This window comes from Streptomyces sp. NPDC058674 (assembly GCF_042716505.1).
Taxonomy (GTDB): domain Bacteria; phylum Actinomycetota; class Actinomycetes; order Streptomycetales; family Streptomycetaceae; genus Streptomyces.
Map to the genome: position 1 here is coordinate 1 of NZ_JBHXSC010000065.1, position 21,980 is coordinate 21,980.

A 21,980-nucleotide genomic window follows, 5' to 3' on the forward strand; every position below is an offset into this window, starting at 1 on the left:
CACTGCGGGCCACCCGGTCCGGTCGCCAGCCCCGTCGCCGTCCTGCAACAACCCTGGCTTCGAAGCTCCACCACCGCACCGTCCTGCGGAACTGCTCGGTACTGCTGGTACTTCCTGTAACTGCTGCCCGGCAGTTCGTTTCTGCCGGGCCCTTCGGTCTCTCTGGCTACGAGAGAAACCATAACCACGCCATCGCCCAATGTCTACTCTGACGGGGATAGATTTTCGCGTGTTCGATGATGAGGAAATCGGGCGCCGTGGGCGGCAGCCGGAGGCGGGGGCTGCGGTCAGGCCGGGGTGCTCCAGGCGGTCGTCAGGCCGTCCAGCCACGCGGGGGGCAGCTCCGCCGCGTCCCACTCCTGCCGCAGTTCCCGGGGCGCGGCGATGAGCCGCTCCAGTACGGCGATGCTCGTGGCGGAGTGGAGGAGCGAGTAGCGGCCGTGCACGGTGACGGCGCTGCCCGGTCCGTACGCCGCGAACAGCCGCTCCAGCCGGGCCCGGTGGGCCGCGGCGAATGCCGTCAGCCGCCCGGCGTACCCGGCCCGCTGCCGGGGGCTCATCGTGGTGAGGACGGTGGCGAGCACCTCGTCGGTCACCTCCGGGTCCAGCTCCGAGACCGCGGCGAAGGACAGGTACAGGGGGGTGAGCGCCACCTGCGCCCGCTCCACCTCCATGCGCCCGGGCCGCGGATGGCCCCCGGCCGGGCCCGGCAACCCCTCCTCCCCCACGACCTGCCGCAGGGCCCGCTCGGCGACGGTGCCGAGCTCCTCCAGGAGGCCGGCGGCGCCGTCGAGCCAACCCGCCTCGTACGCCTCGCCCTTGTCCCCCGGTGCGCTGCGGCCGGCGGCGCCCAGCTCATCGTGCGCCAGGGCCAGCGCGCCCGCCTCGACGAGCCCGATCAGTTCCCGCGCGTCACCGGAGGGGACCCCCGCCCGGGCGAGGAGCTGCAGCAGCGTCGTCCTCGCGTTGTCGACGCTGACCTCGTCCGGCCACTGCCGTTCCTCGTCGGCCGCGCTCACGGGTGCCTCCTCATCGCTCGGGTCGTGCGGGGTGCGCAACGAATCGCCCCCCTTCGCCGGTCCAACGTCCCACGTCCGGGCCGTGCTCCCCGGCGGCACACCCGCATCCGGCTGTTCCCGCTGTGCGCGCACCCCCCTGCGGAGGGTCCGCAGGACACGGCGTCCGCGGCCTCGGCCGCGGGGCCGGTGTCGTCGGGAGACGGGCTCAGTAGGCGTGTCCCGCATGCGCGAGCGCCTGCTTCAGCAGGACGCCGTGCCCGCCCGGCATCTCGTTCTGCACGGCCGGGGAGGCCGCCTCGCGCGGGCTGAACCAGACCAGGTCCAGGGCGTCCTGCCGGGGCCGGCAGTCACCGGTCACCGGCACGATGTAGGCGAGGGACACCGCGTGCTGGCGCGGGTCGTGGTAGGAGGTGACGCCCGCCGTGGGGAAGTACTCGGCGACCGTGAAGGGCTGCAGGGAGGTGGGAACGTGGGGCAGGGCCACCGGGCCGAGGTCCTTCTCCAGGTGGCGCAGCAGTGCGTCGCGGACCCGCTCGTGGTGCAGGACGCGGCCGGACACCAGGGTCCGGTTGACCGTTCCGTCCGGACCGATGCGCAGCAGCAGCCCGATGCCGGTCACTTCGCCGCTGGCGTCCACGCGCACGGGCACGGCCTCGACGTACAGGATCGGCATCCGGGCCCTGGCCATTTCCAGCTCGTCCCTGGTCAGCCAGCCGGGCGTGGTCTCGGTCATGTCAGACATTGCTTGATCATACTTTCCCGGGGGCCGCGGCCGCAGGATCCTCGGGTCAGTTCGATTACGGGCGGTCGGTGCCGAACGTGCCGCACGGACGCCTTGCCGGTCAGCCGGCGAGGTTCAACTGCCAGGAGACGCCGAAGCGGTCGTTCACCCAGCCGAACCTGGCGCTGAAGCCGTACGAGCCCAGGGGCATCAGCTCCGTCCCCTGTTCGGCGAGGGCGCCGTAGAGGCGCTCCAGCTCGGCCTCGGTGTCGCACTCGACGAAGAGGGAGACCGCCGGGGTGAAGGCGAACTCGTGCTTGACGTGGCTGTCGATGCACATGAACCGCTGTCCGGCGAGCGAGAACGTGGCGCGCAGGACCGTGCCCTCCTCCCCCGGCCCGTCGGCGCCGTAGCGGCTGATGTCGACGACCTCGGAGTCCTCGAACAGAGAGGTGTAGAAGGTCAGGGCTTCCTCCGCCCTGCCCTCGAACATCAGGAACGTGGTGATCTTCTGCGGCATCGAGGCCATGGCGCCGTCCTCCGGGTGCGGGTGCGGGTCCTTCGGGTCCCTCGGGTCCGAGGCTAGAGGAGGGGGTGGCGGCGGTCGCGCCGGGCGCGGTCCCGGTTCCCCGGCCCGGCGGCGGGCCTCATGCCGCGTGGCCGCCGTCCACGCAGAACTCGGCGCCCGTGACGTACGAGGCCTGCGCACCGGCGAGGAAGGACACCACGGCCGCGACCTCCCGGGGGGTGCCGAAGCGGCCGAGGGCCGTCAGGGACGCCTGCGGGCCCGCGTAGGGTCCGGCCGCCGGGTTCATGTCCGTGTCCACCGGGCCCGGGTGGACGATGTTCGCGGTGATCCCGCGCCCGCCCAGCTCCCGGGCCAGTGCCTTCGTCAGTCCGGTCAGCGCCGATTTGCTCATCGTGTAGAGCGTGCCGCCCGGTTCCGACACCCGCCGGGTCAAGCAGCTGCCGATGGTGATGATCCGGCCGCCGCTGCCGAGCCGGGGGGCGGCCGCCCGGGTGGTCAGGAAGACCCCGCGGACGTTGATCGCGAGCACCCTGTCCACATCGGCGCCGGTCAGCTCCTCCAGCGGGCCGAGCACGCCGACGCCGGCGTTGTTGACCAGGACGTCGAGCCCGCCGAGGTCCCGTACGGTCCGCTCCACCGCCGCGGGGGCGGCCTCCGGGTCGCCGGCGTCGGCCCGTACGGCCAGGGCGCGCCGGCCCGTCGCCTCGATCGCGCCGAGCACCTTCGCGGCGGCCTCCTCGTCGCTGACGTAGGTGAACGCGACGTCCGCGCCGTCCTCGGCCAACCGCAGTGCGGTAGCCGCCCCGATGCCCCTGCTGCCGCCCGTCACCAGTGCCACCTTGCCGTTCATGGTGTTCCTCCTCGATCGCCCCAAAGTGGTTACGGGTTCAATCAAATCGGTACGGGGGCAGGGTCGCTGGCGGAAATCGGACGTGGCGTTCGGGGCCCGCACGGACCGGCCGCGCCCGGCGGCGGTCAGGTGCGGCGGATACACGGATACGCGGATACGCGAAGGCCCCGGCCTCCCTGAGGAGGCCGGGGCCTTGATCGAGCGCTGGGCAGGCCTTGCACCTGCATCCCCCCACGGGAAGTGGGGTGCCTTTCCTTGGACCACCAACGCGAGTCCCACCACCGGGAATCCCGGCCGCGGACAAGATCTAATATACCTCATCCGTCCCGGCCGCCGCGGTACCCGCGGTGGCCGCGTGTCATGCCGTGGGGGTCGTCCGCGACGAGGCGCGGGCGGGGCTACAGGGTGCGTGCCGCTTCGGCGTCGTCCGCGACCGTGAACATGTCGCGTGTCTCGGTGAGGACGAGGAGCCGGTCGAGCTGGTGGGGCAGGGGCCCGGCCAGGACCAGGCGGCCGGTGCGCAGCAGGAGCAGCATCTGGTTGAGCATGGAGGAGTCGGCGAAGGTGACCTGGCGGAGGTCCAGGACGATGCGGTGTACGCCGGGGTCCCCGGCGGCCGCGGTGCCGGCCGTGGTGAGGGGTTCCAGTGTGTCCTGGTCGAAGTCTCCGGCGCACACGATGAGGCGTACGCCGTCCCGGTCCGGTTCGACCCGTACCCGCTGTTCCATCCGTCTGCTCCCTCCCGGCGACAACCAGCCCATTTTCTCTGCCCGCTGCCCGCCGGAACAACCGGAGCTCCGGGGGCAGGACCGGCACGCTGTGGCTCCGTGACGGCTGGGGCGGAAACCTTGTTGAGGGTGCCCGTCGCACCGGCCTAGCCTGCGGGGATGACCGGTATCACGATCACCACGCTGGCCGAGCGGCCCGAACTGGCCGACCGCCTGTGGGACATGAAGGACCCGTGGCCGCAGTTCGCCGCCCACGACTGCCTCGCCTGGCTGCTGTACCCGCGGATGACCACCGAGCTGCCCCAGTACGTCCTGGTCGCCACGGACGGCGAAGCGGTGGTGGGCCGGGCGTTCAGCGTCCCCTTCGCGCTGCACGCGCCCGGGCGGGACGGTGCGCTGCCCGCCCGCGGCTGGGACCAGGTCCTCATGTGGGCCTTCTCGGACCTGCGGCGCGGGGTACGGCCCGACACGGTGAGCGCGATCGAGATCACCATCGCCACCGACCGGCAGGGGGAGGGCCTCTCCGGCCTGATGCTCGCCGCCCTGCGGGACAACGCCCGCGCCCACGGCTTCGCCGAGGTCGTGGCTCCGGTCCGGCCCAGCGGCAAGCCGGCCGAGCCGGACACCTCGATCCACGAGTACGCGTACCGCACCCGCCCGGACGGCCTGCCGCACGACCCGTGGCTGCGGGTCCACGTCCGTGCCGGCGGGGTCATCGACTCGGTGGCCCCCCTGTCGATGACGATCACGGCCTCCCTGGCCGAGTGGCGCACCTGGACGGGCCTGCCCTTCGACGCCCCGGGTCCGGTCCGCGTCCCGGGCGCCCTGACCCCGGTCCACTGCGATCCGGAGCAGGGCTACGCGGTCTACGTCGAGCCGAACGTCTGGGTCCGCCACCGGCTCGGCTGACGCCCGGCGGCCGGGGCCTCGGGCGGTCCCCGGCCCGTCCGGTGAGCCTGGGCCTTCGGGGTCCGGTCAGGCGTGCAGTTGCCGCGTCCAGTCCTGCGGTACGCGGCCGGCCGGTCCCGGCACCGGCTGGTCGGCCGGGCGGTCGCCGGGCGGCGCCAGTTCGGGTCCGGACTCGTACAGCTCGTTCTTTCCGTAGTCCCAGAACCACGCCTCGCCCGGCTCGAAGCTCTGCACCAGCCGATGGCCGGTGGTCTTCCAGTGGGCGGTGGCGTGTTGGGCCGGGGAGGAGTCGCAGCAGCCGATGTGGCCGCACCGGGCGCAGCGGCGCAGGTGGAACCACCAGCCGCCCGCCGCTTCGCACTCCAGGCAGCCGGTGCCGGTGGGCGGGGTGCTCGGGTCGATCGCGTCGGTGCCGCTCATGCGTACTCCTCGGCCTGGCCGCCGGCCCCCGGGAGCCGCCGCCCCCGTGCACGGCCGGGGTCAGGGCTTGATGTTCTGGTTCAGGTGGAACAGGTTGCCCGGGTCGTAGGTGCGTTTGACCGTGGCGAGGCGGTCGTAGTTGCCCTTGTAGTTGGCGCGGACGCGGTCCTGGTCGTCGCCGGCCATGAAGTTGACGTATCCGCCCTCCTGCGAGTGCGGGGCGGTCGCCTCGTAGTAGTCGCGCACCCAGGCGGTGTTGGCCTCGTTGTCGCCGGGGTCGGGCCACATGCCGGCGATGACCGTGGCGAACGAGGCGTCCCGGTAGGCGAAGGCCGTGGCGTCCGGTGCGACCTGGTGGCAGGCGCCGTTGATCGGGTAGATGTGGACCGTGGAGTTCACGGCGGGGACGCGGGGGCCGTGCAGGGTGTGGGCCTCGATCGCGGCGTCGGTGAGCTCGGTGACGAAATTGGCTTTCCAGTAGTGCTGGAGTCCGGGCGGGACGAGGGCGTCGAAGGCGCTGTTCAGGGCGGGGTACGGCATGGGGCCGACGTGCTCGGCGACCACGGGCGCGAACGAGTGGAAGGGCCGCAGGGCGCGTTCGCCGTCTTCGACCGGGCCGGACCAGCAGGACACGATCAGGATGAAGGTGTCCCCGTGCCGGTCCTGCGGGATGAACGGCAGGGGCGGGGCGATCTGGAAGGCGGGGAAGCCGCCCAGCTCCTGCGGTGCGTCGGCGATGAGGTCGCGGAAGGCGCGCAGGACGGTGCCGGCGTCGTCCAGTTCGAAGAGGATGGGGCCGCCGTAGACGTCCTTGACCGGAGCCAGCCGGAATTCGAGGGAGGTCACCGCGCCGAAGTTGCCTCCTCCGCCGCGCAGCGCCCAGAAGAGGTCCTCGTTCTCCTGCTCGCTGGCGACCAGCAGTCGGCCGTCCGCGGTCACCACGTCGGCGGAGAGCAGGTTGTCGCAGCTCAGGCCCTGTCCGCGGCTGAGGTATCCGATGCCGCCGCCCAGGGTGAGTCCGCTGACGCCGGTGGTGGAGACGATCCCGCCGGTCGTCGCCAGGCCGAAGACGTGCGTGGCGGCGTTGAAGTCGCCCCAGGTCGCCCCGCCCTCGGCGCGTGCCGTTCGGCGGGCGGGGTCGACGCGGACGCCGCGCATCGCGGACAGGTCGGCCACGACGCCGTCGTCGCAGGTCCCGAAGCCGGGGACGCTGTGGCCACCGCCGCGGACCGCGAGGTCGAGCTCGTTCTCGCGGGCGAAGTCGACCGCCGCGATGACGTCGGCGGCGCCGGCGCAGCGGACGACGACCGCGGGCCTGCGGTCGATCATGGCGTTGTAGACCGTGCGCGCCTCGTCGTAGGCGGCGTCCCGGGGGGTGACGACCGCGCCGCGCACCTGTTCGCGCAGTTGGTCCAGGGAGATCTTTCCCATCGCCGACGCTCCTCGCGCCCGCACGCTGTCCGGCGCCGTCCGCCGGGTGGCCGGGCCTCCATTTCACGCTACGCCGATGGGGCGGTGTCTCAAGTCGGGCGGCGGCGCCGGTGGCGGCGGGGGTCAGGGGCGGTTCAGGCCCCAGGTCTGCAGGGTGTAGGGCCGCCCCTTCTCCTCGCCGGTGAGGGGCGGTACGTCCAGCAGGGCGAAGCCGGCCTTGGTGGCCACGGCGACGCTGGCGGCGTTCTCGGCCTCCAGCTCCAGGATCACCTGCTCGGCGCCGAGCTGCTCGAAGGCGTACGCGGCCAGCACCCGCACCGCCCGCGCCGCCAGCCCCTGGCCGCGGTGTGCGGGGCCGACGGCGTAGCCCAGCTCCGTGCCCTCGGGGGCGCGCCGCAGCATCGCCTCGCCGAGCGGTGCGCCGCCGTCGACGGTGATGGCGAGGAGGACGGCCGCGCCCTGCGCGCGCAGCTGCCGGGCGCGGTCCAGGCGGGCGCGGGCGGCCGCTTCGTCGAAGGGCGAGACGATCGGTGTCCAGTACGCGATGTCGGGGTGGTCGAACAGGTCCGGCATCGCGGCCAGGTCCGCCTCCGTCCAGTCGCGCAGGACCAGGCCTTCGCCGGTGAGCTCGATCCGCTCGGGAAAGGACGGCGTCGTGCTGCTCATGGTGGTGGGCCTCCCTGGCCTGTTCGGGACCGTGCAGGATATCGGGGTGGTTCCGTCCGCGGTGGGGGTGGTGGGCGGGGCCGGTTCGGGCTGCGGGGCCGGTTCGGGCCGCGAGGCGCGCCGGCCGGGCCCACGGGGGGTCGCCGTAGGCTGGGCGGGTGACCCTGCGCAGCCTTCACGACCGATCCGCCCTGGCCGCCCGCTTCGGGCGGGACCCGGCGATGCACCTGATGGAACTCGGCGACCTCGACGATCTGCTGTGGCCCCACACCAGTTGGTACACGGTGTCGGAGAGCGGCCCGGTCGCTCTGGTGTACGCGGTCGGGGAGATCCCTACCGTGCTCGCCTTCTCCCGGCCCGGGGAGGCCGGTGAGCTGGAGGAGCTGGCCGGTGCGCTGCTGCCCGTCCTGCCCCGGCGCTTCTTCGGGCACGTGACCGGGGCGGTGGGCAAGGTGCTGGAGTCGGCGTACGCGGCGCGTTCGCAGGCCGCCCTGCTGCGGATGGTCCTCACCGATCCGGGTCCCGCAGCCCGGCACCCGGGTGGTCCGTGGCGGCCGGCGCCGCTGGGCCGGAGCGACCTGCCGGAGCTGCTGGAGCTGTTCGCGCAGGCGTATCCGGGCAACTGGTTCGACCACCGGATGCTCGACACCGGCCAGTACGTGGGCGCCCGGCAGGAGGGGCGGCTGGTCGCCGTCGCGGGCGTGCACGTCCATTCGGCGGCCTACCGGGTCGCGGCGATCGGGAACGTGGCCACCCACCCCGGGGTGCGCGGCCGGGGCGCGGGCGGGGCATGCGTCGCCGAGTTGTGCCGGCGCCTGGACGGGAGCGTGGAGCACATCGGGCTGAACGTCCGGGCGGACAACGCCACGGCCGTCGGGCTCTACCGCAGGCTGGGCTTCCGCGAGGTCACCGGGTTCACCGAGGCCCTCTACACGGCGCTCCCGCACGCGCCGGCCGGCTGAGCGGGCGCCCCGGGCCCTGCCGGACGGGGTGCGGGCGGCCCGTGGCGGTCGTGCTTGTTCGGGTGCTCTCGTCGGGGGGCCGGGGCGGCCGTCGATCGTTGGAGGTGAGCAGGTCCCCTGCTGCGTCACGGCGGCCGCCCCGGTTGTCGTGCGGGTACCCGCGATATCCGCTTTCACCCGGTACCGGACGACCAGGACGCCGTACGACGACATGGCGGCGGCCTGCCGCCCCCTTCGGAAAGTGGGGTGGCAGGCCGCCGCCGTGCAGTGCCTGGACTGCGCTTTCGTCTGCGGCTACCAGCGGTACCAGCGGCCGCTACCGCCCTTGGGGCGGGCGACGAAACCGATCAGCCACAGGACCAGAACGGCGATCGCCACCCACCAGAGAATCTTCACCGCGAAACCCGCGCCGAAGAGGATCAGGGCCAGCAGAAGAACGAGAAGCAGGGGAACCATAGTTATCAACCTCCGAGGCACCGCATGCCCGGCCCCGCCCCGTACATGCACTCGGTTCTTATGTGTTTCTTATTCCGGCAGGCGGGCAGGAGAACGCGCCCGCTGCGGCGCGGTCGGGGCGGCCCTCGGCCCGGGTGCGGGTGCGGGGGCCGTCCGCCCGCCGGTGGGGCGGCGGGCGGACGGGGTGCGGGAGGGTCAGGAGGCGGCGGCCGCGGCGGGGTGCGGGAGGCCGTCGAGGCCGGTGGGGTCGTGGCCCAGGCCTGCGGGTGTGATCCAGTCGAAGGCCTGGTAGACGGCCGGGCCCAGGCCCATGCCCTCGGCGACCTGCTCGCGGAGCCGGTTGGTGGCGAAGGCGCCGATGACGTTCATCTGGGCGTCGCGGTAGTGGCGTTCGACCTCGTGTCCCGAGGTCACGCCCCAGGCGCCGTGGATCTGTACGGCGCGCCCGGTGACCTCGACGGCCATTTCGGTGGCGTAGATCTTGAGCATGCCGATCAGGTCCCGGGCGGAGCGGCCGGCGGCGCGCTCGGCCGAGGCCCGGCGGGCCAGCAGGCGGGCGGCGTCGATCTGGGCCCGGGATTCGGCGAGTTGGGCCTGTACGCCCTCCATGTGGGCCAGGGGCCGGCCGAAGGAGACGCGTTCGCGGGCGTGGCGCAGGCAGGCCTGGAGGGCCGATTCGGCGGTGGCGATGGCGGCGATCGACACCAGGAGCCAGCCCCAGGTCATGCCTTCGGCGAGTTCGGTGAAGGGGACGGGGACCACGTCGGCGTCGGCGACGTGGGCGTCGGTCATGACGATGCCGCCCCAGGGCATTCCGCGCAGGCCCATGTGGGGGATGTCGTAGCGGCGTACGCCGCTCTGGTGGAGGTCCACGAAGGCCAGGCACCAGTCGGGGCCGTCGTCCCCGTCGGGTTTTTCGCGGCGGGCGAGGGTGACGGCCAGGTCGGCGTCGGGTGCGTTGGTGATCCTGGACTTCTCGCCGCTGATGAGGAATCCGCCGCCGGGCCCCGCGGCGGGGCGCACCGTGGTGCGGTAGGTGCCGGCGTCGCTGCCTGCGGCGCCTTCGACGATGGCGAAGGCGGCGGTCTTCTCTCCGGACAGGAGGGGGTCCAGGAGCCGCCGGTGTACGACGGGGTCGCCGTAGGTGGAGATGAGCTTGCCGCACAGCAGGGCGGAGACGGTCGCCGACCAGTAGGTGCCGGAGCAGGCGCGGGCGAGTGACTCCATGGCCTCGGCCTGGGCGTGGCCGTCGGCGCCGGTGCCGCCGATTTCCGGGGGGTGGAACAGGCGCAGGTATCCGCTGTCGGTGATGTCCTGCCAGTTCTGGGGGGGTATGGCGCCGGTGGTGTCGGTCTGGGTGGCGCGGGCGGCGATGCCGGGGAAGGCGGGTGCGGTGTCGGGGCGTCGGTGGTGGTTCATGTCGGTGTGTGTCGTCCTCACGGTCAGCCGAGTCCGAGCAGGGAGGCCGCGATCACGGGGCGCAGCACCTCGGTGCCGCCTCCGGTCCCGGCGAAGAACAGTGCGTCGCGGTGGGCTCGTTCGGTCAGGTGGTCGCCGGCGGGGGGCAGCGGTCCGGACAGGTCGGCGGCGGCCTGGGTGACGGTGCGGGCGGCCTGTGCGGTGAACAGGCGGGCGGCGGCGGCGTCCTGCTGGGAGGGGTGGCCGCCGGCGTCGAACTGTCCGGCGGCCCGGTAGAGCAGTCCGGCGGCCAGTTCGTAGCGGGTGCCGAGGTCGGCCAGGGTGAAGCGGGTGGACTGGCCGTGGGCCAGGGGGCGGCCGAAGAGGTGGCGTTCGCGGGCGTCGCCGATGGCGTCGCGGGTCAGGGCGCGGATGGCGCCGAGCCAGGGTGCGCTGGAGAACACCCAGTCCAGGGCGGCCAGGAGGGGTTCGGTCTGGGTTGCCGCGGCGCCGGTGGTGCCCAGGACGGCGTGGTCGGGGACCGGGCTGTCGTCCAGGACGAGCCGGCCCCAGGGGCAGGTGGCCATGGCGGTGGGGCCGGTGTCCTGGACGGTCAGTGCGGGGGTGGTGCGGTCCACGACGAAGGCGGTGCGGCTGCCGTCGGGGTGGGCGGCGATGACGAGGAAGTGGTGGGCGACGGGGGCGCCGGCGACGAGGTCGAGTTCGCCGGCCAGGAGCCAGCCGCCCCTCTTGGCGGGGTCGGGGCGGGCGGTGACGGTGGGGGTGAGGGCGGCGCCCTGGGTCTGGCGCAGCGACAGGGCTCCGGTCCATTCGCCGCTTGCCATGCGGGGCAGGTAGTGCCTGCGCTGGCGGGGGTCGCCGAAGGCCCTCAGGGGGACGGTGGCGAGGACGGCGTGGACGCCGACGGCGAGGGCGAGGCCGGGGTCGCGGGCTCCCTCGCCCAGTCCTTCCAGGAGGGCGCAGGTCTGGGTGGCGGAGAGGCCGCCGCCGCCGAGGGCGCGCGGCACGAGGGGTCCGGCGAGGCCGGGGCCGGTGGTGGGGTCGGCGAGTGCGGCGAAGACCGCCGGGTCCCAGCGGCGTTCGCGGTCGCGGGCGGCGGCGGTCGGCCGGGCGACGCGGTCGGCGAGCTCGCGGGCCCGCTCGGCCAGGATCGGCTCGGCGCCGCCGGCGGCGCCGCCGGCGGGGGAATGCGGAAACCTCATCGTCTTCCCTTTCCTGCGCCTGTCGTGCGGGGCCGCGGGTCGGGCAGCCGCCGGTGTGCGGGGGGTGTCTTTCCGGATCGGGAGCGCTCGAAGGGTTTTCGGATCATCGAATCCGTCTCCTTGCGTCGAAATGAATCCGAACAACGTATCGGGAGATGTGTGCCGCTCCGGAGGCCCGGCCGGATATTTGGCGTCGGGCCTGCGGGGAATTCGCAAACCTGACCGACCACAACGTTCCGTCACAGTCCTTGACAAGGTTCTGACATGGGGGCCGTTGTGCCGGTGCGGTGGGTGGACCAGCATGTTCAGCGGCAGCGACACGCTCCACGTCTCCACATCGCCCTGCTTTCGGCGTGATCCGCCCATCCGTTCCAGGTGACGTGAATTCAGCGCAGAGTCGGCCGGCGACGACGGAATACGGCTCTGGAAAAGGAAGGAAACGCAATGGCGTCAGCAGAGCACGCGGCAGAGCACGGGGGAAGTCTTCCGCATGGTCTTCCCCATGTGTCCGACGCGACACTGCGGGACTCCGCGCACATGGCGGGCGTCGAGTTCGGCCCCAAGGACGCTGCGGTCATCGCGGACCTGCTGGTGAAGACCGGGGTCGATCTGGTCGAGGTGGGGATGGTCTCCGGCCCCGGTTCGAAGGACGCCGACCTCGTCCTGGCCGCCCACGAGGCCGTCGGTCCCGAGCGCAGCATGACGCTGGTGGTGGTGCAGGACCGCCAGCAGGTCGCCCGGGCGCTGGACGAGGCCGAGCGGCTGGGCGTGCGGCACATCATGTACTCGATACCCACCTCGGAGCAGCACGCCCGGCTGAAGCTGGGCACGCCGAGCGCCAAGTACCTGCACGTCCTGGCGCGTTCGGCGATCTCGCAGGCCAAGGAGCGCGGTTTCCACGTCACCTTCAGCGGGGAGGACGGCGCCCGCACCCCCCGGGGCCGGCTCGTCCCGTACGTCACGGCGGGCTTCGAGGCCGGGGCGGACCGGTTCCGGCTCGCGGAGACCGTCGCCTACCTGTCGCCATGGCAGATGGAGGAGGTGGTCGCCGACCTCACCGCGATCGACGGCTCGGAGATCGAGATCCATTCGCACAACATGCTGGGGATGGCCGTCGCCAACTCCCTGGCCGCCGTACGGGCGGGTGCGCGGTGGGTCTCGGCTACGGTCGGCGGGATCGGCGAGCGCGGCGGCAACGCGCCGCTGGCGGAGCTGCTGACCTCGCTGCGCGTCATCCACGGCGACACGCGTTTCGACCTGACCCACCTCACCGGGCTGTCGCGGGCGGCGCTCAGGGGCGCGGGCCTGGGCGGGGCCTTCCAGTCGGGGCCGACGACGCCGCACTCCTTCGCGTACGAGCTGCCGGGCCAGCTCACCCACCCCGAGGCGTACGAGACGCTGCCGGCGGAGCTGGTGGGCAACACCCGTGAGCTGTCGGTCCGTACGCGGCTCACGCCCGCGCTGGTGACGTGGGCGCTGGCCGAGTCGGGCGTCGTCGTCGACGTCGAGGCGTTCACGCCCTGGCTGGTCGAGCGGCAGGAGCGCGGCGGGCGTCCGCTGCTGGACCGGGACGCGATCCGCAAGGCGGCCGTCGACTTCCGGTCGGCCGGCCTGCCGTCCGCCTGAGCGCCGCCACCACCGCGCCACCACCCCCGCCCCCGCGTGTCCCCGCCGTGTCCCCGCCGTGGGCCCCCGCGACCTCTGCGCGCACCCGCGCGGCAGCCGCTCCGGCCGCCCCGGGCCGGGCCGGCACCTGTCCCGCATCCACCCCATCCCGTACAGCAAACGGAGTTGACCCATGTCTACCGCCACCCTCAACGGCGTCTGCCCTGAGTGCGAGACCGACCTGACGGTGCCGCCGATCGTCCAGGGGGAGACCTTCGCCTGCCCCGAGTGCATGCTCACGCTGCGCGTCGAGGACATCCAGGACGGCCGGCTGAGCCTGCAGATGGTCGAAGTACAGCTCCGCGACTGGGGCCAGTGAGATGGGCGGCAGAGTCGCCATCGTCGCGGACCGGGTCGGCTGGGAGGAACGCCAGCTGATCGGGGCCGCCCCGGCCCTGGGCCTGCAGATCGACTGGGTCGACGACGGGTCCCTCTCGCTCGGCGGCCCCCTCTCCCCCTCGATCGGGGGCTACGACGCCCTGCTGATCCGCAGCCGCAGCTACACGCGCGGCGGACTGCTCGCCACCTTGGCCGAGTCGACGGGCGTGCCCGTGCTGAACTCCGCCGCGGCCATCCACGCCTGTGAGAACAAGCTGGTGCTGCGCGCCGTGCTGAAGGCGGCCGGCGTGCCGGTGCCCGACTTCCGGCTCGTGCTGTCGCGCAAGGACTTCGACCGGGCACTGGAGGACCTGGGGCTGCCCGTGGTCCTCAAGCCGGTCTACGGCGGCATGGGCAAGCGCGTCACCCTGATCCGCGACGCGGACCTGGCGCACTCGGTCTACGACTACGTCGAGGACCTGGGCCACGCCTTCGAGCAGGCCTGCCTGGTGGAGCCCTACCTGGGCGGGGGCTCGATCCGCTGCCTGGTCGTCGGGGAGCGGATCGTGGCCGCCGCCGAGTTCGAGAGCGCCGGCGGCGACTGGCGCAGCAACGCGGCCCTGGGCAGCCAGAGCCGGGCGCTGGCCGCCGACCCCGAGGTGCAGAAGGTCGTGGACGGCGTGGTGGCCCGGCTCGGCGCCGGGATCTACGGGGTCGACCTCTTCAAGACGCCGGCGGGCTACCTCGTCAACGAGGTCAACCACGCCCCCGCCTGGCGGGGCGTGGCCTCGACCACGGGAGTGGACATCCCCTCGGCCGTCGCCCGTCACGTGCAGGAGAGCCTGGCATGATCCGTGTGGGAATCGTCGGCGCCTCCGGTTTCACCGGCGGTGAGCTGATCCGGCTGGTCCACCAGCATCCCGAACTCGAACTGACCTTCCTGGGCGGCAGCTCCAGCGCCGGCAAGCGCCCGGCGCAGCTGCACCCCGGGCTCCGCCTGGACCTGGGCGGCCTGAGCGTCGAACCGGTCACGGCCGACGCGGTCGCCGGCCGGTGCGACGTGGTGTTCCTCGCCACGCCCGCCCCGGTGTCGGCCGCGCTCGCCGCGCAGCTCGCCGACCGGGTCGCCTGCGTCATCGACCTGAGCGGCGCCTTCCGCATCCGCACCCCCGAACTGCACGAGCGCTGGTACCCCAAGGCCGCGCGCAGCACCGAGCTGGCCGACCGCTTCGTCTACGGGGTGCCGGAGCTGGTCGGCGACCAGCTCGTCGGCGCCCCGCTGATCTCGGTGCCCGGCTGCTACGCCACCGCGATCACGCTGGGGCTGGCCCCGCTGACCCTGGGCCTGGGCCTGAACCTGAAGACCGTCGTCGTGGACGGCAAGAGCGGCTCCAGCGGCGGCGGCGTCCAGCTGCGCGTCCCGGACCTGCATCCGCTGCGCAACGGCGCCATCGCCCCCTACGCCCCCACCGGGCACCGGCACGCGGCGGAGGTCGGCGACTTCCTGGAGCGCGGCAAGCCCGGCAGTGTCGGCTCGCTGACGATGTCGGCGTACGGGGTGTCGCACGTGCGCGGGCTGCTGGCCAGCGCCTACGTCTTCACCGACGACGCGGTGGACGGGCGGGAGCTGCAGCGGGCGTACCTGCGGTTCTACAAGGGGAGCCGGTTCGTGCGGGTGCGGCGCAACACCGAGACGCTGATCCCGGTGCCCGATCCCCAGGCCGTGCTGGGCTCGAACTACTGCGATGTGAGCGTCCTGCACGACGAGGAGGGCGGCCGGATCGTGGTCCTCGCCGCCCTCGACAACCTCGTCAAGGGTGCGGCGGGCCAGGCCGTGCAGGCCGCGAACAAGCGGTTCTCCCTGCCCGAGGAGACGGGCCTGACGATGGAGCCGGTGATGCCCGCATGAACCGGACCCCTTCACCCGCAACGCCCGCAACGCCCGGGACCTCCGGGGCCGCGCGGCGGATTCCGACCGTGGTCAAGCTCGGCGGCAGCTGCCTGGACGAGCTCGGCGGACCCTGGTGGGACGACCTGGCCGCACACGGCCGCGAGCACCCCTTGGTCCTGGTGCACGGCTGGTCCAAACCGCTGCGCGGGCTCAGGCCCCGCTACGGCGAGCCGTCGGCGTTCCTGCGCGACCGGTTCGGCAACCAGAGCCGCTGGACCACCGCGGAGGTCATCGAGGACATCAAGACGGTCAGCGCCGAGCTGGCCGAGGAGGTCCTGGGGCGGCTGGAGGGCCGCGGGATCACCGCGGAGCGGCTGCTCGGCAGCGACGGCCTGGTCCGTGCGGGCGAGGCCGAGCGGTGGTGGTGGCAGGGCAAGCAGCTCGTCGAGCTGGACAACCTGGTCGGGCCGATCACCGGGGTGGACGCGGCGCCGCTGAAGAACCTGCAACCCGGCCACGCCTACCTCGTCACGCCGCTGGCCCGCGACGCGGCGGGCCGCGAGGTGAACACCGATGCCGACCGGGCGGCGGCCGCCATCGCCGGCGCCACCGGCGCCCGCGACCTGGTCCTGGTCACCGATGTCGCCCACCTGCTGATCGACGGGGAGCCGGTGCGCGAGATCAGCGCGCCGGACGCGGCCGCCTTCCGCGACAAGGGCGCCACCGGCGGGATGCGCAAGAAGCTGCGGGCCGCCGGCGAGGCCCTGGAGGGGGGTGCGCAGCGCGTGGTCATCGGCAGCGCACCCGTCACCGACCTGCTCGCAGCCCGTACCGGCACCGTCATCACGCGAACGTGAGGAGCAAGACCGTGGCACACCCCCGTGTACTGGTCGTCGACAACGGGACGCTGTCCCTCAGGCAGCTCCGCCGCAGCTTCGAGGATCTCGGCTCGCAGACCGACGCGGTGGACGCGTCGTCCGTGCCCGCCCGGCTGGAGGGCCGCTACCAGGCGATCGTGCTGAGCGGCACCAAGGTACGGGCCTACGACCGGGAGTACTACAAACCGCTCATCGACCTGGTCACCGGCTCGGACGTCCCCGTCTTCGGGATCTGCGGCGGCATGCAGATCCTGGCGGTCGCGGCGGGCGGCCGGCTCGCGCCGGGACCGCAGCGGGTCGGCGGGTACGAGGTGCAGGTCGACAAGGAGGAACCGCTCTTCACCTACGTGAAGCCGACGGTGACGGTCTTCCACCGGCACACCCTCTACCTGGAGGAGGCCCCCGAGGGCTTCCGGTCGATCGGCCGCTCCGAGCACGCGCCCGTGGAGTTCCTGCGCTCGGACGACGGCCGGATCCTCGGTGCGCAGGCGCACCTGGAATTCCGCAGCGACGGCCTGGAGATCCTGCGGGGCTTCACGCAGCTCTACCGGTGACCGCCGCCGGGCGCGCACGGGGCGCCCGCACTCCCCCGACTTCTTCTACGTATCCGAGGACTTGGCCATGAGTGTTCTGGAAAACCCGCAGGAACCCGCGTTCACCGTCCACCTGAACGGCAGCGGCGGCGCGCTCAGGGGCTGGGTGGTCGTCGACTCGCTGTACGACGGCCTGGCCATGGGCGGCACCCGGATGACCACCGGGGTCACCGAGGCGGAGGTAGCGGGCCTGGCCCGCGACATGACGCACAAGTTCACGCTCGCCGGCCTGCCCATCGGCGGCGCCAAGGCCGGGATCGTCTCGGACGGCGGCGACCGGGAGGAGACCTTCCGCACCTTCGGGCGGACCGTCAAGCCGCTGCTGCACGGCGGGATCCACCTGGGCATCGACATGGGGGTCACCCCCGGCGACCGGGCGGTGTTCTTCGACGAGGCCGGCTACGACCCCCGCTACCGGCTGGGCGCGCCGGACATGCCGATCGACTGGCGGACGTACTACGAGCCGCTGATCGACGCCACCGGGCACGGTGTCGGGGTGGCCGCGGTGACCGCCCTGGAGGCCGGCGGCCGCTCGGAGCCGGCGCGGGTGGTGGTGCAGGGCTTCGGTGCGGTGGGGCGGGCGGTCGCACGGTTCCTGGAGGACCGCGGGCACGTGGTCGTGGGCGTCGCCGACATCGAGGGCACCATCAGCGCGCAGCGGCTTCCGGTGGCCGAACTGGTGGAGATCACCGATGAGTTCGGGCGGATCGACCGCTCCCGGCTGCCGCAGGGCGTGCACGTGTCCGGGGCGCCGGACGCCTGGCTGGACGTGGAGGCGGACCTGCTGATCCTCGCGGCGCAGAAGTACGCGCTGAACTCCGAGAACGTGCACCGTCTGCGGGCCCGCCTGGTCGTGGAGGGCGGCAATCTCAGCTCCAGCGCCGAGGCGAAGGACAAGGCGCGGGCGTCGGGCTCGGTCCTGGTGCCGGGGGTGATCGCCAACATCGGCGGGGCCGCCTCGGCGGCGCTGGCCGTCACCCGGGTCGTGCCGTTCGAGCTGGAGGCCGGGGCCCGCAAGGCGTGGGTGTTCGACTGGGTCGGGGACCGGGTGCGCCGCAATACCCGGGACCTGTTGGAGATCGCCGCGGCCAGTGCGGGCGATCCGCTGCCCGAGCTGCTCGCGGCCCGCCGCGGGGAGCGCCGATGACCACGACGTCTGCGGTCCCGGCCTCGGCCTCGGCCGCGGCCGCGGACCGGATGGCCGAGTACCGCCGGCGCGGCTGGTGGCGGGACGAGACGTTCCTGGACGACCTGCGGCTGCAGGCCCGGACCAGGCCGCGGAAGCTGGCCATCGCCGGGCGGCGCCTGGACGAGGCACGGACCGACACCCTGGACTACGCGGAGCTGGCCCGGCTCACGGACCGTTTCGCGGGGGCCCTGCTGGAGCTGGGCGTGGAGCGCGGTGACGTGGTCGCCGTGCAGCTTCCCAACCGGTGGGAGATGGTGCCGCTGATGTTCGCCTGCATGGCGGTCGGCGCGGTCATCTGCCCGGTGGCCCCGGTGTGCCAGGAGGAGGAGCTGCGCCACCGGCTGGCGCTGACCGAGGCCAGGGTGTGCATCACGGTGGCGCGGTGGGAGGGCTATCCGCTCGCGGAGACCGTCGGCGCCCTGCGGTCCGAACTGCCGCTGGAGCACCTGGTGGTGGTCGGCGGGCACGCTCCCCAGGGGGCGGTCGACTTCCACGACCACTTCGTCGCCGAGCACTGGGAGAAGCTGCGCTCCAGTGATCTGGAGGGGCGCCAGCTGCGGCCCGACGAGCCGTTCGTGGTGCTGTTCACCTCCGGGACCACCGGCTTCTCCAAGGGGGTGGTGCACAGCCAGAACACCGTGCACTCGGGTGTGCGCGGGTACGTGGACACCTTCCTGCTCCGCGACGACCTGGTGGTCGCGGTCACCACCCCGCTGGTGCACTACTCCGGTTTCGGCCAGGGCGTCCTGGCGGGGGTGATGCTCGGGGGGACGATCGCCTTCCAGGACGGGCCGGACCACGCGGGCCTGCTGGACCTGGTCGAGCGGTACGGCGCCACCCTGCTGTACGGGCCGCCGCCCACGCTCTCCGGTGTCGCGCGGGCCCAGCAGGTCGATCCGCACGACGTGTCGAGCCTGCGCCACACGGTCACCGGGGCGGCGCCGGTGCTCCAGCAGCTGGTGGACGAGTTGCGCGACACCTTCGGCGCGCGCACGTACTCGGTGTGGGGGATGTCGGAGTTCGGGCCGGTCACCATCAGCCGGCTCGACTACAACCAGGACTGGGCGGCGCACAGCCACGGGCGGCCGATCGACTCGATGGAGATACGCATCGACGTATGCCACGACCCCGGCAAGCGGGCGGCGGTGGGCCGGCTGCGGGCGCGCGGCGCCTCGCAGGCGCTCGGCTACTACAAGCAGCAGGACGCCTTCGACGCGGAGCTCACCGGCGACGGCTGGTTCGACACCGGTGACGTGGCGCGTGAGGACGGGCGCGGCGGCATCCGCATCCTGGGCCGTTCCAGGGACACCATCCTGCGGGACGGGATCGTGGTGCCGATGGCGGAGCTGGAGGCGATCATCTCGCGGCACCCGAAGGTGGCCGAGGCGGCGCTGGTGGGCCCCAACGGGCTGGTCGACGACCCGATCCTGGCCGTCGCGGTCCCCCGCGGCCCGAGCCGTCCCACGCTGGCCGAGGTCCGCGACCACCTGCGTGGGGCCGGCCAGGACCCGCGGTTCTTCCCCGAGCGCCTGGAGGTGGTCGAGGAGCTGCCCAAGACGCTCACCGGCAAGGTCCGCAAGGTCCGGCTGAGGGAGTTGTACGCCGGGGGGTGATCCGCCCCGCGGCCCCGTTGCCCCGGGGGGCGACTCCCCCGCCGCCCCCCGGTCCCCCCGTCGGGGGGCGGCCGCCCCCGCGCCGCCCCCCGGCCCCCGCTCCTTCCCTGTGTCCCCCCTGTCCCCCCTGTCCCGCCTGTCCCCGCCTGTCCCGACGGCCCGGATCAGGGCCGTCGGGTACCGATCAGTTGGAGGCTGCCATGCCCGCACCCCCGCCGGTGACCATGTCGGCGACCCTCGCCGCCGACGAGGAGCTGGAGCGCCGTCGGCGCGGCGGAGAGCGGGTCCTGTCGCTGGCCAGCGGTGAGATCGGCCTGCCGGTCCTGCCCGCGCTGCGGGAGCGGCTCGCCGCGGCCGCGCACCTCAACGCCTACGGCCCGGTGTCCGGGAGCCGGGAGCTGCGCTCCGCGGCCGCCGGCTACTGGGGCCGGCGGGGCCTTCCCACCGACCCCGAGCGGGTGGTCTGCGGTCCCGGGAGCAAGCCGCTGCTGTTCGCCCTGATGCTGGCCGTCGGCGGCGACGTGGTGGTGCCGGTGCCCGGCTGGGTCAGCTACGCGGCGCAGGCCGAGCTGGCCGGGGCCCGGCCGGTCCCCGTGCCCACCCTGCCGGGTGAGGGCGGGGTGCCCGATCCTGCGGCGCTGCGCGAGGCGGTGGCGCTGGCCCGGTCCGCCGGGCGCGACCCGCGGTGCGTGGTGGTGACCCTGCCCGACAATCCCACGGGCACGGTCGCGGCGCCGGAGACCGTGCGGGCCCTGGCCGAGGCGGCCCGGGACCTGGACCTGGTCGTGGTCTCCGACGAGATCTACTGCGACCTGGTGTTCGACCCGGCCCACCGGGCGGTCTCCCCGGCCGTCTTCGCCCCGGAGCGGACCGTGGTGACCACCGGGCTGACCAAGAACCTGGCGCTCGGCGGCTGGCGGACGGGGGTGGCCCGGCTCCCCGAGGGTCCGCTGGGGCGTGCGGTGCACACCCGGCTGGTCGCCGTCGCCAGCCAGATCTGGTCGAGCACCGCGGCGCCCGTGCAGGCAGCGGCGGCGTACGCCTTCGAGGAGCCCGCCGAGGTCCTCGCGCACGTCGCCGCCGCCCGGCGGCTGCACGAGACGGTGGTGCGTGCGGTGGCCCGCCGGTTCGCCTCCGCGGGGGCGCAGTTGGCGCCCGTGCGGGCCACGAGCTACCTGTACCCGGACTTCGAGCCGCTGCGGGAGCAGCTGGCCGCCGTGCACGGCGTGCACGGCGGCGCGGAGCTCGCCGCGCTGTTCGCGCAGCGGTACGGGGTGGGCCTGCTGCCGGGCAGCGCCTTCGGGGAGCCGGGGCGCTCGCTGCGGGTCCGGGCGGCCACCGGCCGCCTGTACGGCGAGAGCGCCGCCGAGCGCACGGCCGCCCTGAGCGCCGCGGACCCGCTGCGGCTCCCCTGGATCGGCGCGTCCCTGGACCGCATCGCCGAGGTCCTGGGCGATGTGACCCGATCGCCGGCCGCCCGGCCCGCGGGGCCGGGGCGGCCGTGAGCACCGTTCCCCGCCGTGTGCCGGGCGCGCCCCGGCCCGCGGCTTCCGTTCCACGACCCAGGAGGTCCTCGACCACCATGTCCATCCTCTTCGAATGCGAGTACCAGGGCCTGCGGTACGCGGGTCTGGGCAAGCCGGTCCCCGGTGAGGCCATGACCCTGTACCGAGTGGCCGAGGGGCGGCTGCGGGAGGTGCTGCTGGCGGGCGGCGGCCCGCAGGCGGTGGCCGCCGCGGTCGCCGAGGGCGCCAAGGCGCTCACGGTGACCGCCGGCGACCCGCAGGTGCGGCTGCTGCCGCCGCTGCTGCCCGCGGGCGGCGGGGACGCCCTGCTGACCGGGTTCATGGGCACGCACCGGTCCAAGTACGCCGACGACCCGGACCCGCGGGCGGAGTTCAGGCCGCCGAACTGGCTGATCAAGGGCTTCGGCTCCTGGGTGCGGATGCCGGACGAGCCCCTGGCGGCGGCCGCCTCGACGGTCGCGCTGCTGGAGGAGCCGGAGGTCGCTCTGGTCTACGTCAACGGCGAGGACGGCACCCCGCACTACGCCGGATACACCTTCGCCAACGACCTCAACGACATCGGCTACCACCTGCAGAACCCGTGGGGGTGGACCCCGTACTCCAAGCTGTGCGAGACGTCCATGACGCCCTGGCTGTTCCTGGACGCGCCTCCGCGGACGGTGACCGGCCGGATCACCATCGAGCGGGACGGCGCGGTGGCCTGGAAGGGCCCCTTCTCGTGCGGTGCGGACGCCCTGTACCACCGGGTGGAGGACTTGGTGGACCACCTGTTCTCGTATCCGGTGATGCGCCGGCCGGGGCTGGTGAGCTACGTGCTGCTGGGCGCGGACAAGGCCAGCTACCACGACGGGTTCCGGATCGCCGACGGCGACCGGGTGACCATCGACGTCAGCAGCCACGGCGTCGTGCTGTCCAACCGCATCGAGTACACCGGCCGGGCCGGGGCCGCCTGATGGGCGGGGCGGCCCGCTGCGGCCCGGCCGGGGCCCAGCGGT

General features: G+C 73.6%; 23 protein-coding genes. 12 read left to right on the forward strand and 11 right to left on the reverse strand.

Features of this window, described 5'->3' with window-relative positions; all coding sequences use genetic code 11:
• Positions 1 to 287: 287 nt before the first annotated feature.
• The 5 genes from ACFWU6_RS26890 to ACFWU6_RS26910 all read right to left on the reverse strand — a co-directional run bounded on the left by ACFWU6_RS26890 (position 288) and on the right by ACFWU6_RS26910 (position 3,847).
• On the reverse strand, positions 288 to 1,019 hold the full coding sequence (locus ACFWU6_RS26890; protein ID WP_383800184.1) for a hypothetical protein: 732 nt from the start codon (positions 1,017 to 1,019) through the stop codon (positions 288 to 290).
• 205 nt (positions 1,020 to 1,224) lie between these two features.
• Positions 1,225 to 1,761, reverse strand: a complete 537-nt coding sequence (locus ACFWU6_RS26895; protein ID WP_383800181.1) for an NUDIX hydrolase family protein — start codon at positions 1,759 to 1,761, stop codon at positions 1,225 to 1,227.
• 100 nt (positions 1,762 to 1,861) lie between these two features.
• Entirely contained in the window at positions 1,862 to 2,269 is a 408-nt protein-coding gene (locus ACFWU6_RS26900) for a VOC family protein (protein ID WP_383983500.1), read from the reverse strand.
• 118 nt (positions 2,270 to 2,387) lie between these two features.
• A complete protein-coding gene (locus tag ACFWU6_RS26905) occupies positions 2,388 to 3,119 on the reverse strand; it encodes an SDR family NAD(P)-dependent oxidoreductase (protein WP_383800178.1) in 732 nt (243 codons plus the stop codon).
• A 398-nt stretch (positions 3,120 to 3,517) separates the two neighbouring features.
• Positions 3,518 to 3,847 carry an STAS domain-containing protein gene (locus ACFWU6_RS26910; RefSeq protein WP_383800175.1) on the reverse strand — a complete coding sequence of 110 codons (330 nt, stop codon included), beginning with the start codon at positions 3,845 to 3,847 and terminating at the stop codon, positions 3,518 to 3,520.
• A gap of 159 nt (positions 3,848 to 4,006) precedes the next feature.
• Between ACFWU6_RS26910 and ACFWU6_RS26915 the strand changes: the two genes are divergently transcribed.
• Positions 4,007 to 4,756, forward strand: coding sequence for an N-acetyltransferase (locus tag ACFWU6_RS26915; RefSeq protein ID WP_383983502.1), 750 nt, complete (start codon positions 4,007 to 4,009; stop codon positions 4,754 to 4,756).
• A gap of 66 nt (positions 4,757 to 4,822) precedes the next feature.
• Here the strand turns inward: ACFWU6_RS26915 and ACFWU6_RS26920 are convergent, their stop codons facing one another.
• The 3 genes from ACFWU6_RS26920 to ACFWU6_RS26930 form a co-directional block, all read right to left on the reverse strand.
• Entirely contained in the window at positions 4,823 to 5,176 is a 354-nt protein-coding gene (locus tag ACFWU6_RS26920; protein WP_383800169.1) for a UBP-type zinc finger domain-containing protein, read from the reverse strand.
• Between the two features lie 60 nt (positions 5,177 to 5,236).
• A complete protein-coding gene (locus tag ACFWU6_RS26925) occupies positions 5,237 to 6,607 on the reverse strand; it encodes an FAD-binding oxidoreductase (protein WP_383800166.1) in 1,371 nt (456 codons plus the stop codon).
• A 123-nt stretch (positions 6,608 to 6,730) separates the two neighbouring features.
• The gene (locus ACFWU6_RS26930; RefSeq protein ID WP_383800163.1) at positions 6,731 to 7,273 is read right to left on the reverse strand and encodes a GNAT family N-acetyltransferase; all 543 of its coding nucleotides are present in this window, start codon (positions 7,271 to 7,273) and stop codon (positions 6,731 to 6,733) included.
• A gap of 158 nt (positions 7,274 to 7,431) precedes the next feature.
• On the opposite strand from ACFWU6_RS26930, the gene ACFWU6_RS26935 reads away from it, so the two are divergent.
• Positions 7,432 to 8,235: a GNAT family N-acetyltransferase gene (locus tag ACFWU6_RS26935; protein WP_383983504.1), complete on the forward strand. Its 804-nt coding sequence runs from the start codon at positions 7,432 to 7,434 to the stop codon at positions 8,233 to 8,235.
• Between the two features lie 294 nt (positions 8,236 to 8,529).
• Here the strand turns inward: ACFWU6_RS26935 and ACFWU6_RS26940 are convergent, their stop codons facing one another.
• The 3 genes from ACFWU6_RS26940 to ACFWU6_RS26950 form a co-directional block, all read right to left on the reverse strand.
• A complete protein-coding gene (locus ACFWU6_RS26940) occupies positions 8,530 to 8,691 on the reverse strand; it encodes a hypothetical protein (RefSeq protein ID WP_037792689.1) in 162 nt (53 codons plus the stop codon).
• 195 nt (positions 8,692 to 8,886) lie between these two features.
• On the reverse strand, positions 8,887 to 10,110 hold the full coding sequence (locus ACFWU6_RS26945; RefSeq protein WP_383800157.1) for an acyl-CoA dehydrogenase family protein: 1,224 nt from the start codon (positions 10,108 to 10,110) through the stop codon (positions 8,887 to 8,889).
• 23 nt (positions 10,111 to 10,133) lie between these two features.
• On the reverse strand, positions 10,134 to 11,312 hold the full coding sequence (locus ACFWU6_RS26950) for an acyl-CoA dehydrogenase family protein (protein WP_383800154.1): 1,179 nt from the start codon (positions 11,310 to 11,312) through the stop codon (positions 10,134 to 10,136).
• 444 nt (positions 11,313 to 11,756) lie between these two features.
• Between ACFWU6_RS26950 and ACFWU6_RS26955 the strand changes: the two genes are divergently transcribed.
• The 10 genes from ACFWU6_RS26955 (at position 11,757) to ACFWU6_RS27000 (ending at position 21,938) form a co-directional block, all read left to right on the forward strand.
• Positions 11,757 to 12,938 (forward strand): isopropylmalate synthase, encoded by a 1,182-nt coding sequence (locus ACFWU6_RS26955; protein WP_383983506.1) that lies wholly within the window; start codon positions 11,757 to 11,759, stop codon positions 12,936 to 12,938.
• Between the two features lie 172 nt (positions 12,939 to 13,110).
• Positions 13,111 to 13,296 (forward strand): lysine biosynthesis protein LysW, encoded by a 186-nt coding sequence (locus ACFWU6_RS26960; protein WP_383983508.1) that lies wholly within the window; start codon positions 13,111 to 13,113, stop codon positions 13,294 to 13,296.
• 1 nt (position 13,297) lies between these two features.
• On the forward strand, positions 13,298 to 14,146 hold the full coding sequence (locus ACFWU6_RS26965; RefSeq protein WP_383800145.1) for a RimK family alpha-L-glutamate ligase: 849 nt from the start codon (positions 13,298 to 13,300) through the stop codon (positions 14,144 to 14,146).
• Positions 14,143 to 15,204 carry an N-acetyl-gamma-glutamyl-phosphate reductase gene (argC, locus tag ACFWU6_RS26970; protein ID WP_383983510.1) on the forward strand — a complete coding sequence of 354 codons (1,062 nt, stop codon included), beginning with the start codon at positions 14,143 to 14,145 and terminating at the stop codon, positions 15,202 to 15,204. The genes ACFWU6_RS26965 and argC overlap by 4 nt, the downstream gene beginning before the upstream one ends.
• Complete coding sequence (locus ACFWU6_RS26975; protein ID WP_383983512.1) at positions 15,201 to 16,043, forward strand: acetylglutamate kinase; 843 nt, start codon at positions 15,201 to 15,203, stop codon at positions 16,041 to 16,043. Before argC ends, ACFWU6_RS26975 begins: the two co-directional genes overlap by 4 nt.
• Positions 16,044 to 16,054: 11 nt before the next feature.
• Positions 16,055 to 16,618 carry a type 1 glutamine amidotransferase gene (locus ACFWU6_RS26980; RefSeq protein WP_383800137.1) on the forward strand — a complete coding sequence of 188 codons (564 nt, stop codon included), beginning with the start codon at positions 16,055 to 16,057 and terminating at the stop codon, positions 16,616 to 16,618.
• A 67-nt stretch (positions 16,619 to 16,685) separates the two neighbouring features.
• Positions 16,686 to 17,804 carry a Glu/Leu/Phe/Val dehydrogenase dimerization domain-containing protein gene (locus tag ACFWU6_RS26985; protein ID WP_383983515.1) on the forward strand — a complete coding sequence of 373 codons (1,119 nt, stop codon included), beginning with the start codon at positions 16,686 to 16,688 and terminating at the stop codon, positions 17,802 to 17,804.
• A complete protein-coding gene (locus ACFWU6_RS26990; RefSeq protein ID WP_383800131.1) occupies positions 17,801 to 19,459 on the forward strand; it encodes an AMP-binding protein in 1,659 nt (552 codons plus the stop codon). Before ACFWU6_RS26985 ends, ACFWU6_RS26990 begins: the two co-directional genes overlap by 4 nt.
• A gap of 200 nt (positions 19,460 to 19,659) precedes the next feature.
• Entirely contained in the window at positions 19,660 to 20,964 is a 1,305-nt protein-coding gene (locus ACFWU6_RS26995) for a pyridoxal phosphate-dependent aminotransferase (protein ID WP_383800128.1), read from the forward strand.
• Between the two features lie 77 nt (positions 20,965 to 21,041).
• A complete protein-coding gene (locus tag ACFWU6_RS27000) occupies positions 21,042 to 21,938 on the forward strand; it encodes a fumarylacetoacetate (FAA) hydrolase (RefSeq protein WP_383983517.1) in 897 nt (298 codons plus the stop codon).
• Positions 21,939 to 21,980 lie beyond the last annotated feature (42 nt).

What these genes read in the sequence shown, in the direction of transcription:
- ACFWU6_RS26895 (WP_383800181.1), bottom strand. Translation starts at nt 1,761, where the DNA reads ATGTCTGACATGACCGAGACCACGCCCGGCTGGCTGACCAGGGACGAG.
- ACFWU6_RS26900 (WP_383983500.1), bottom strand. Translation starts at nt 2,269, where the DNA reads ATGGCCTCGATGCCGCAGAAGATCACCACGTTCCTGATGTTCGAGGGC.
- ACFWU6_RS26905 (WP_383800178.1), bottom strand. Translation starts at nt 3,119, where the DNA reads ATGAACGGCAAGGTGGCACTGGTGACGGGCGGCAGCAGGGGCATCGGG.
- ACFWU6_RS26910 (WP_383800175.1), bottom strand. Translation starts at nt 3,847, where the DNA reads ATGGAACAGCGGGTACGGGTCGAACCGGACCGGGACGGCGTACGCCTC.
- ACFWU6_RS26915 (WP_383983502.1), top strand. Translation starts at nt 4,007, where the DNA reads ATGACCGGTATCACGATCACCACGCTGGCCGAGCGGCCCGAACTGGCC.
- ACFWU6_RS26920 (WP_383800169.1), bottom strand. Translation starts at nt 5,176, where the DNA reads ATGAGCGGCACCGACGCGATCGACCCGAGCACCCCGCCCACCGGCACC.
- ACFWU6_RS26925 (WP_383800166.1), bottom strand. Translation starts at nt 6,607, where the DNA reads ATGGGAAAGATCTCCCTGGACCAACTGCGCGAACAGGTGCGCGGCGCG.
- ACFWU6_RS26930 (WP_383800163.1), bottom strand. Translation starts at nt 7,273, where the DNA reads ATGAGCAGCACGACGCCGTCCTTTCCCGAGCGGATCGAGCTCACCGGC.
- ACFWU6_RS26940 (WP_037792689.1), bottom strand. Translation starts at nt 8,691, where the DNA reads ATGGTTCCCCTGCTTCTCGTTCTTCTGCTGGCCCTGATCCTCTTCGGC.
- ACFWU6_RS26945 (WP_383800157.1), bottom strand. Translation starts at nt 10,110, where the DNA reads ATGAACCACCACCGACGCCCCGACACCGCACCCGCCTTCCCCGGCATC.
- ACFWU6_RS26950 (WP_383800154.1), bottom strand. Translation starts at nt 11,312, where the DNA reads ATGAGGTTTCCGCATTCCCCCGCCGGCGGCGCCGCCGGCGGCGCCGAG.
- ACFWU6_RS26955 (WP_383983506.1), top strand. Translation starts at nt 11,757, where the DNA reads ATGGCGTCAGCAGAGCACGCGGCAGAGCACGGGGGAAGTCTTCCGCAT.
- ACFWU6_RS26960 (WP_383983508.1), top strand. Translation starts at nt 13,111, where the DNA reads ATGTCTACCGCCACCCTCAACGGCGTCTGCCCTGAGTGCGAGACCGAC.
- ACFWU6_RS26965 (WP_383800145.1), top strand. Translation starts at nt 13,298, where the DNA reads ATGGGCGGCAGAGTCGCCATCGTCGCGGACCGGGTCGGCTGGGAGGAA.
- argC (WP_383983510.1), top strand. Translation starts at nt 14,143, where the DNA reads ATGATCCGTGTGGGAATCGTCGGCGCCTCCGGTTTCACCGGCGGTGAG.
- ACFWU6_RS26975 (WP_383983512.1), top strand. Translation starts at nt 15,201, where the DNA reads ATGAACCGGACCCCTTCACCCGCAACGCCCGCAACGCCCGGGACCTCC.
- ACFWU6_RS26985 (WP_383983515.1), top strand. Translation starts at nt 16,686, where the DNA reads ATGAGTGTTCTGGAAAACCCGCAGGAACCCGCGTTCACCGTCCACCTG.
- ACFWU6_RS26990 (WP_383800131.1), top strand. Translation starts at nt 17,801, where the DNA reads ATGACCACGACGTCTGCGGTCCCGGCCTCGGCCTCGGCCGCGGCCGCG.
- ACFWU6_RS26995 (WP_383800128.1), top strand. Translation starts at nt 19,660, where the DNA reads ATGCCCGCACCCCCGCCGGTGACCATGTCGGCGACCCTCGCCGCCGAC.
- ACFWU6_RS27000 (WP_383983517.1), top strand. Translation starts at nt 21,042, where the DNA reads ATGTCCATCCTCTTCGAATGCGAGTACCAGGGCCTGCGGTACGCGGGT.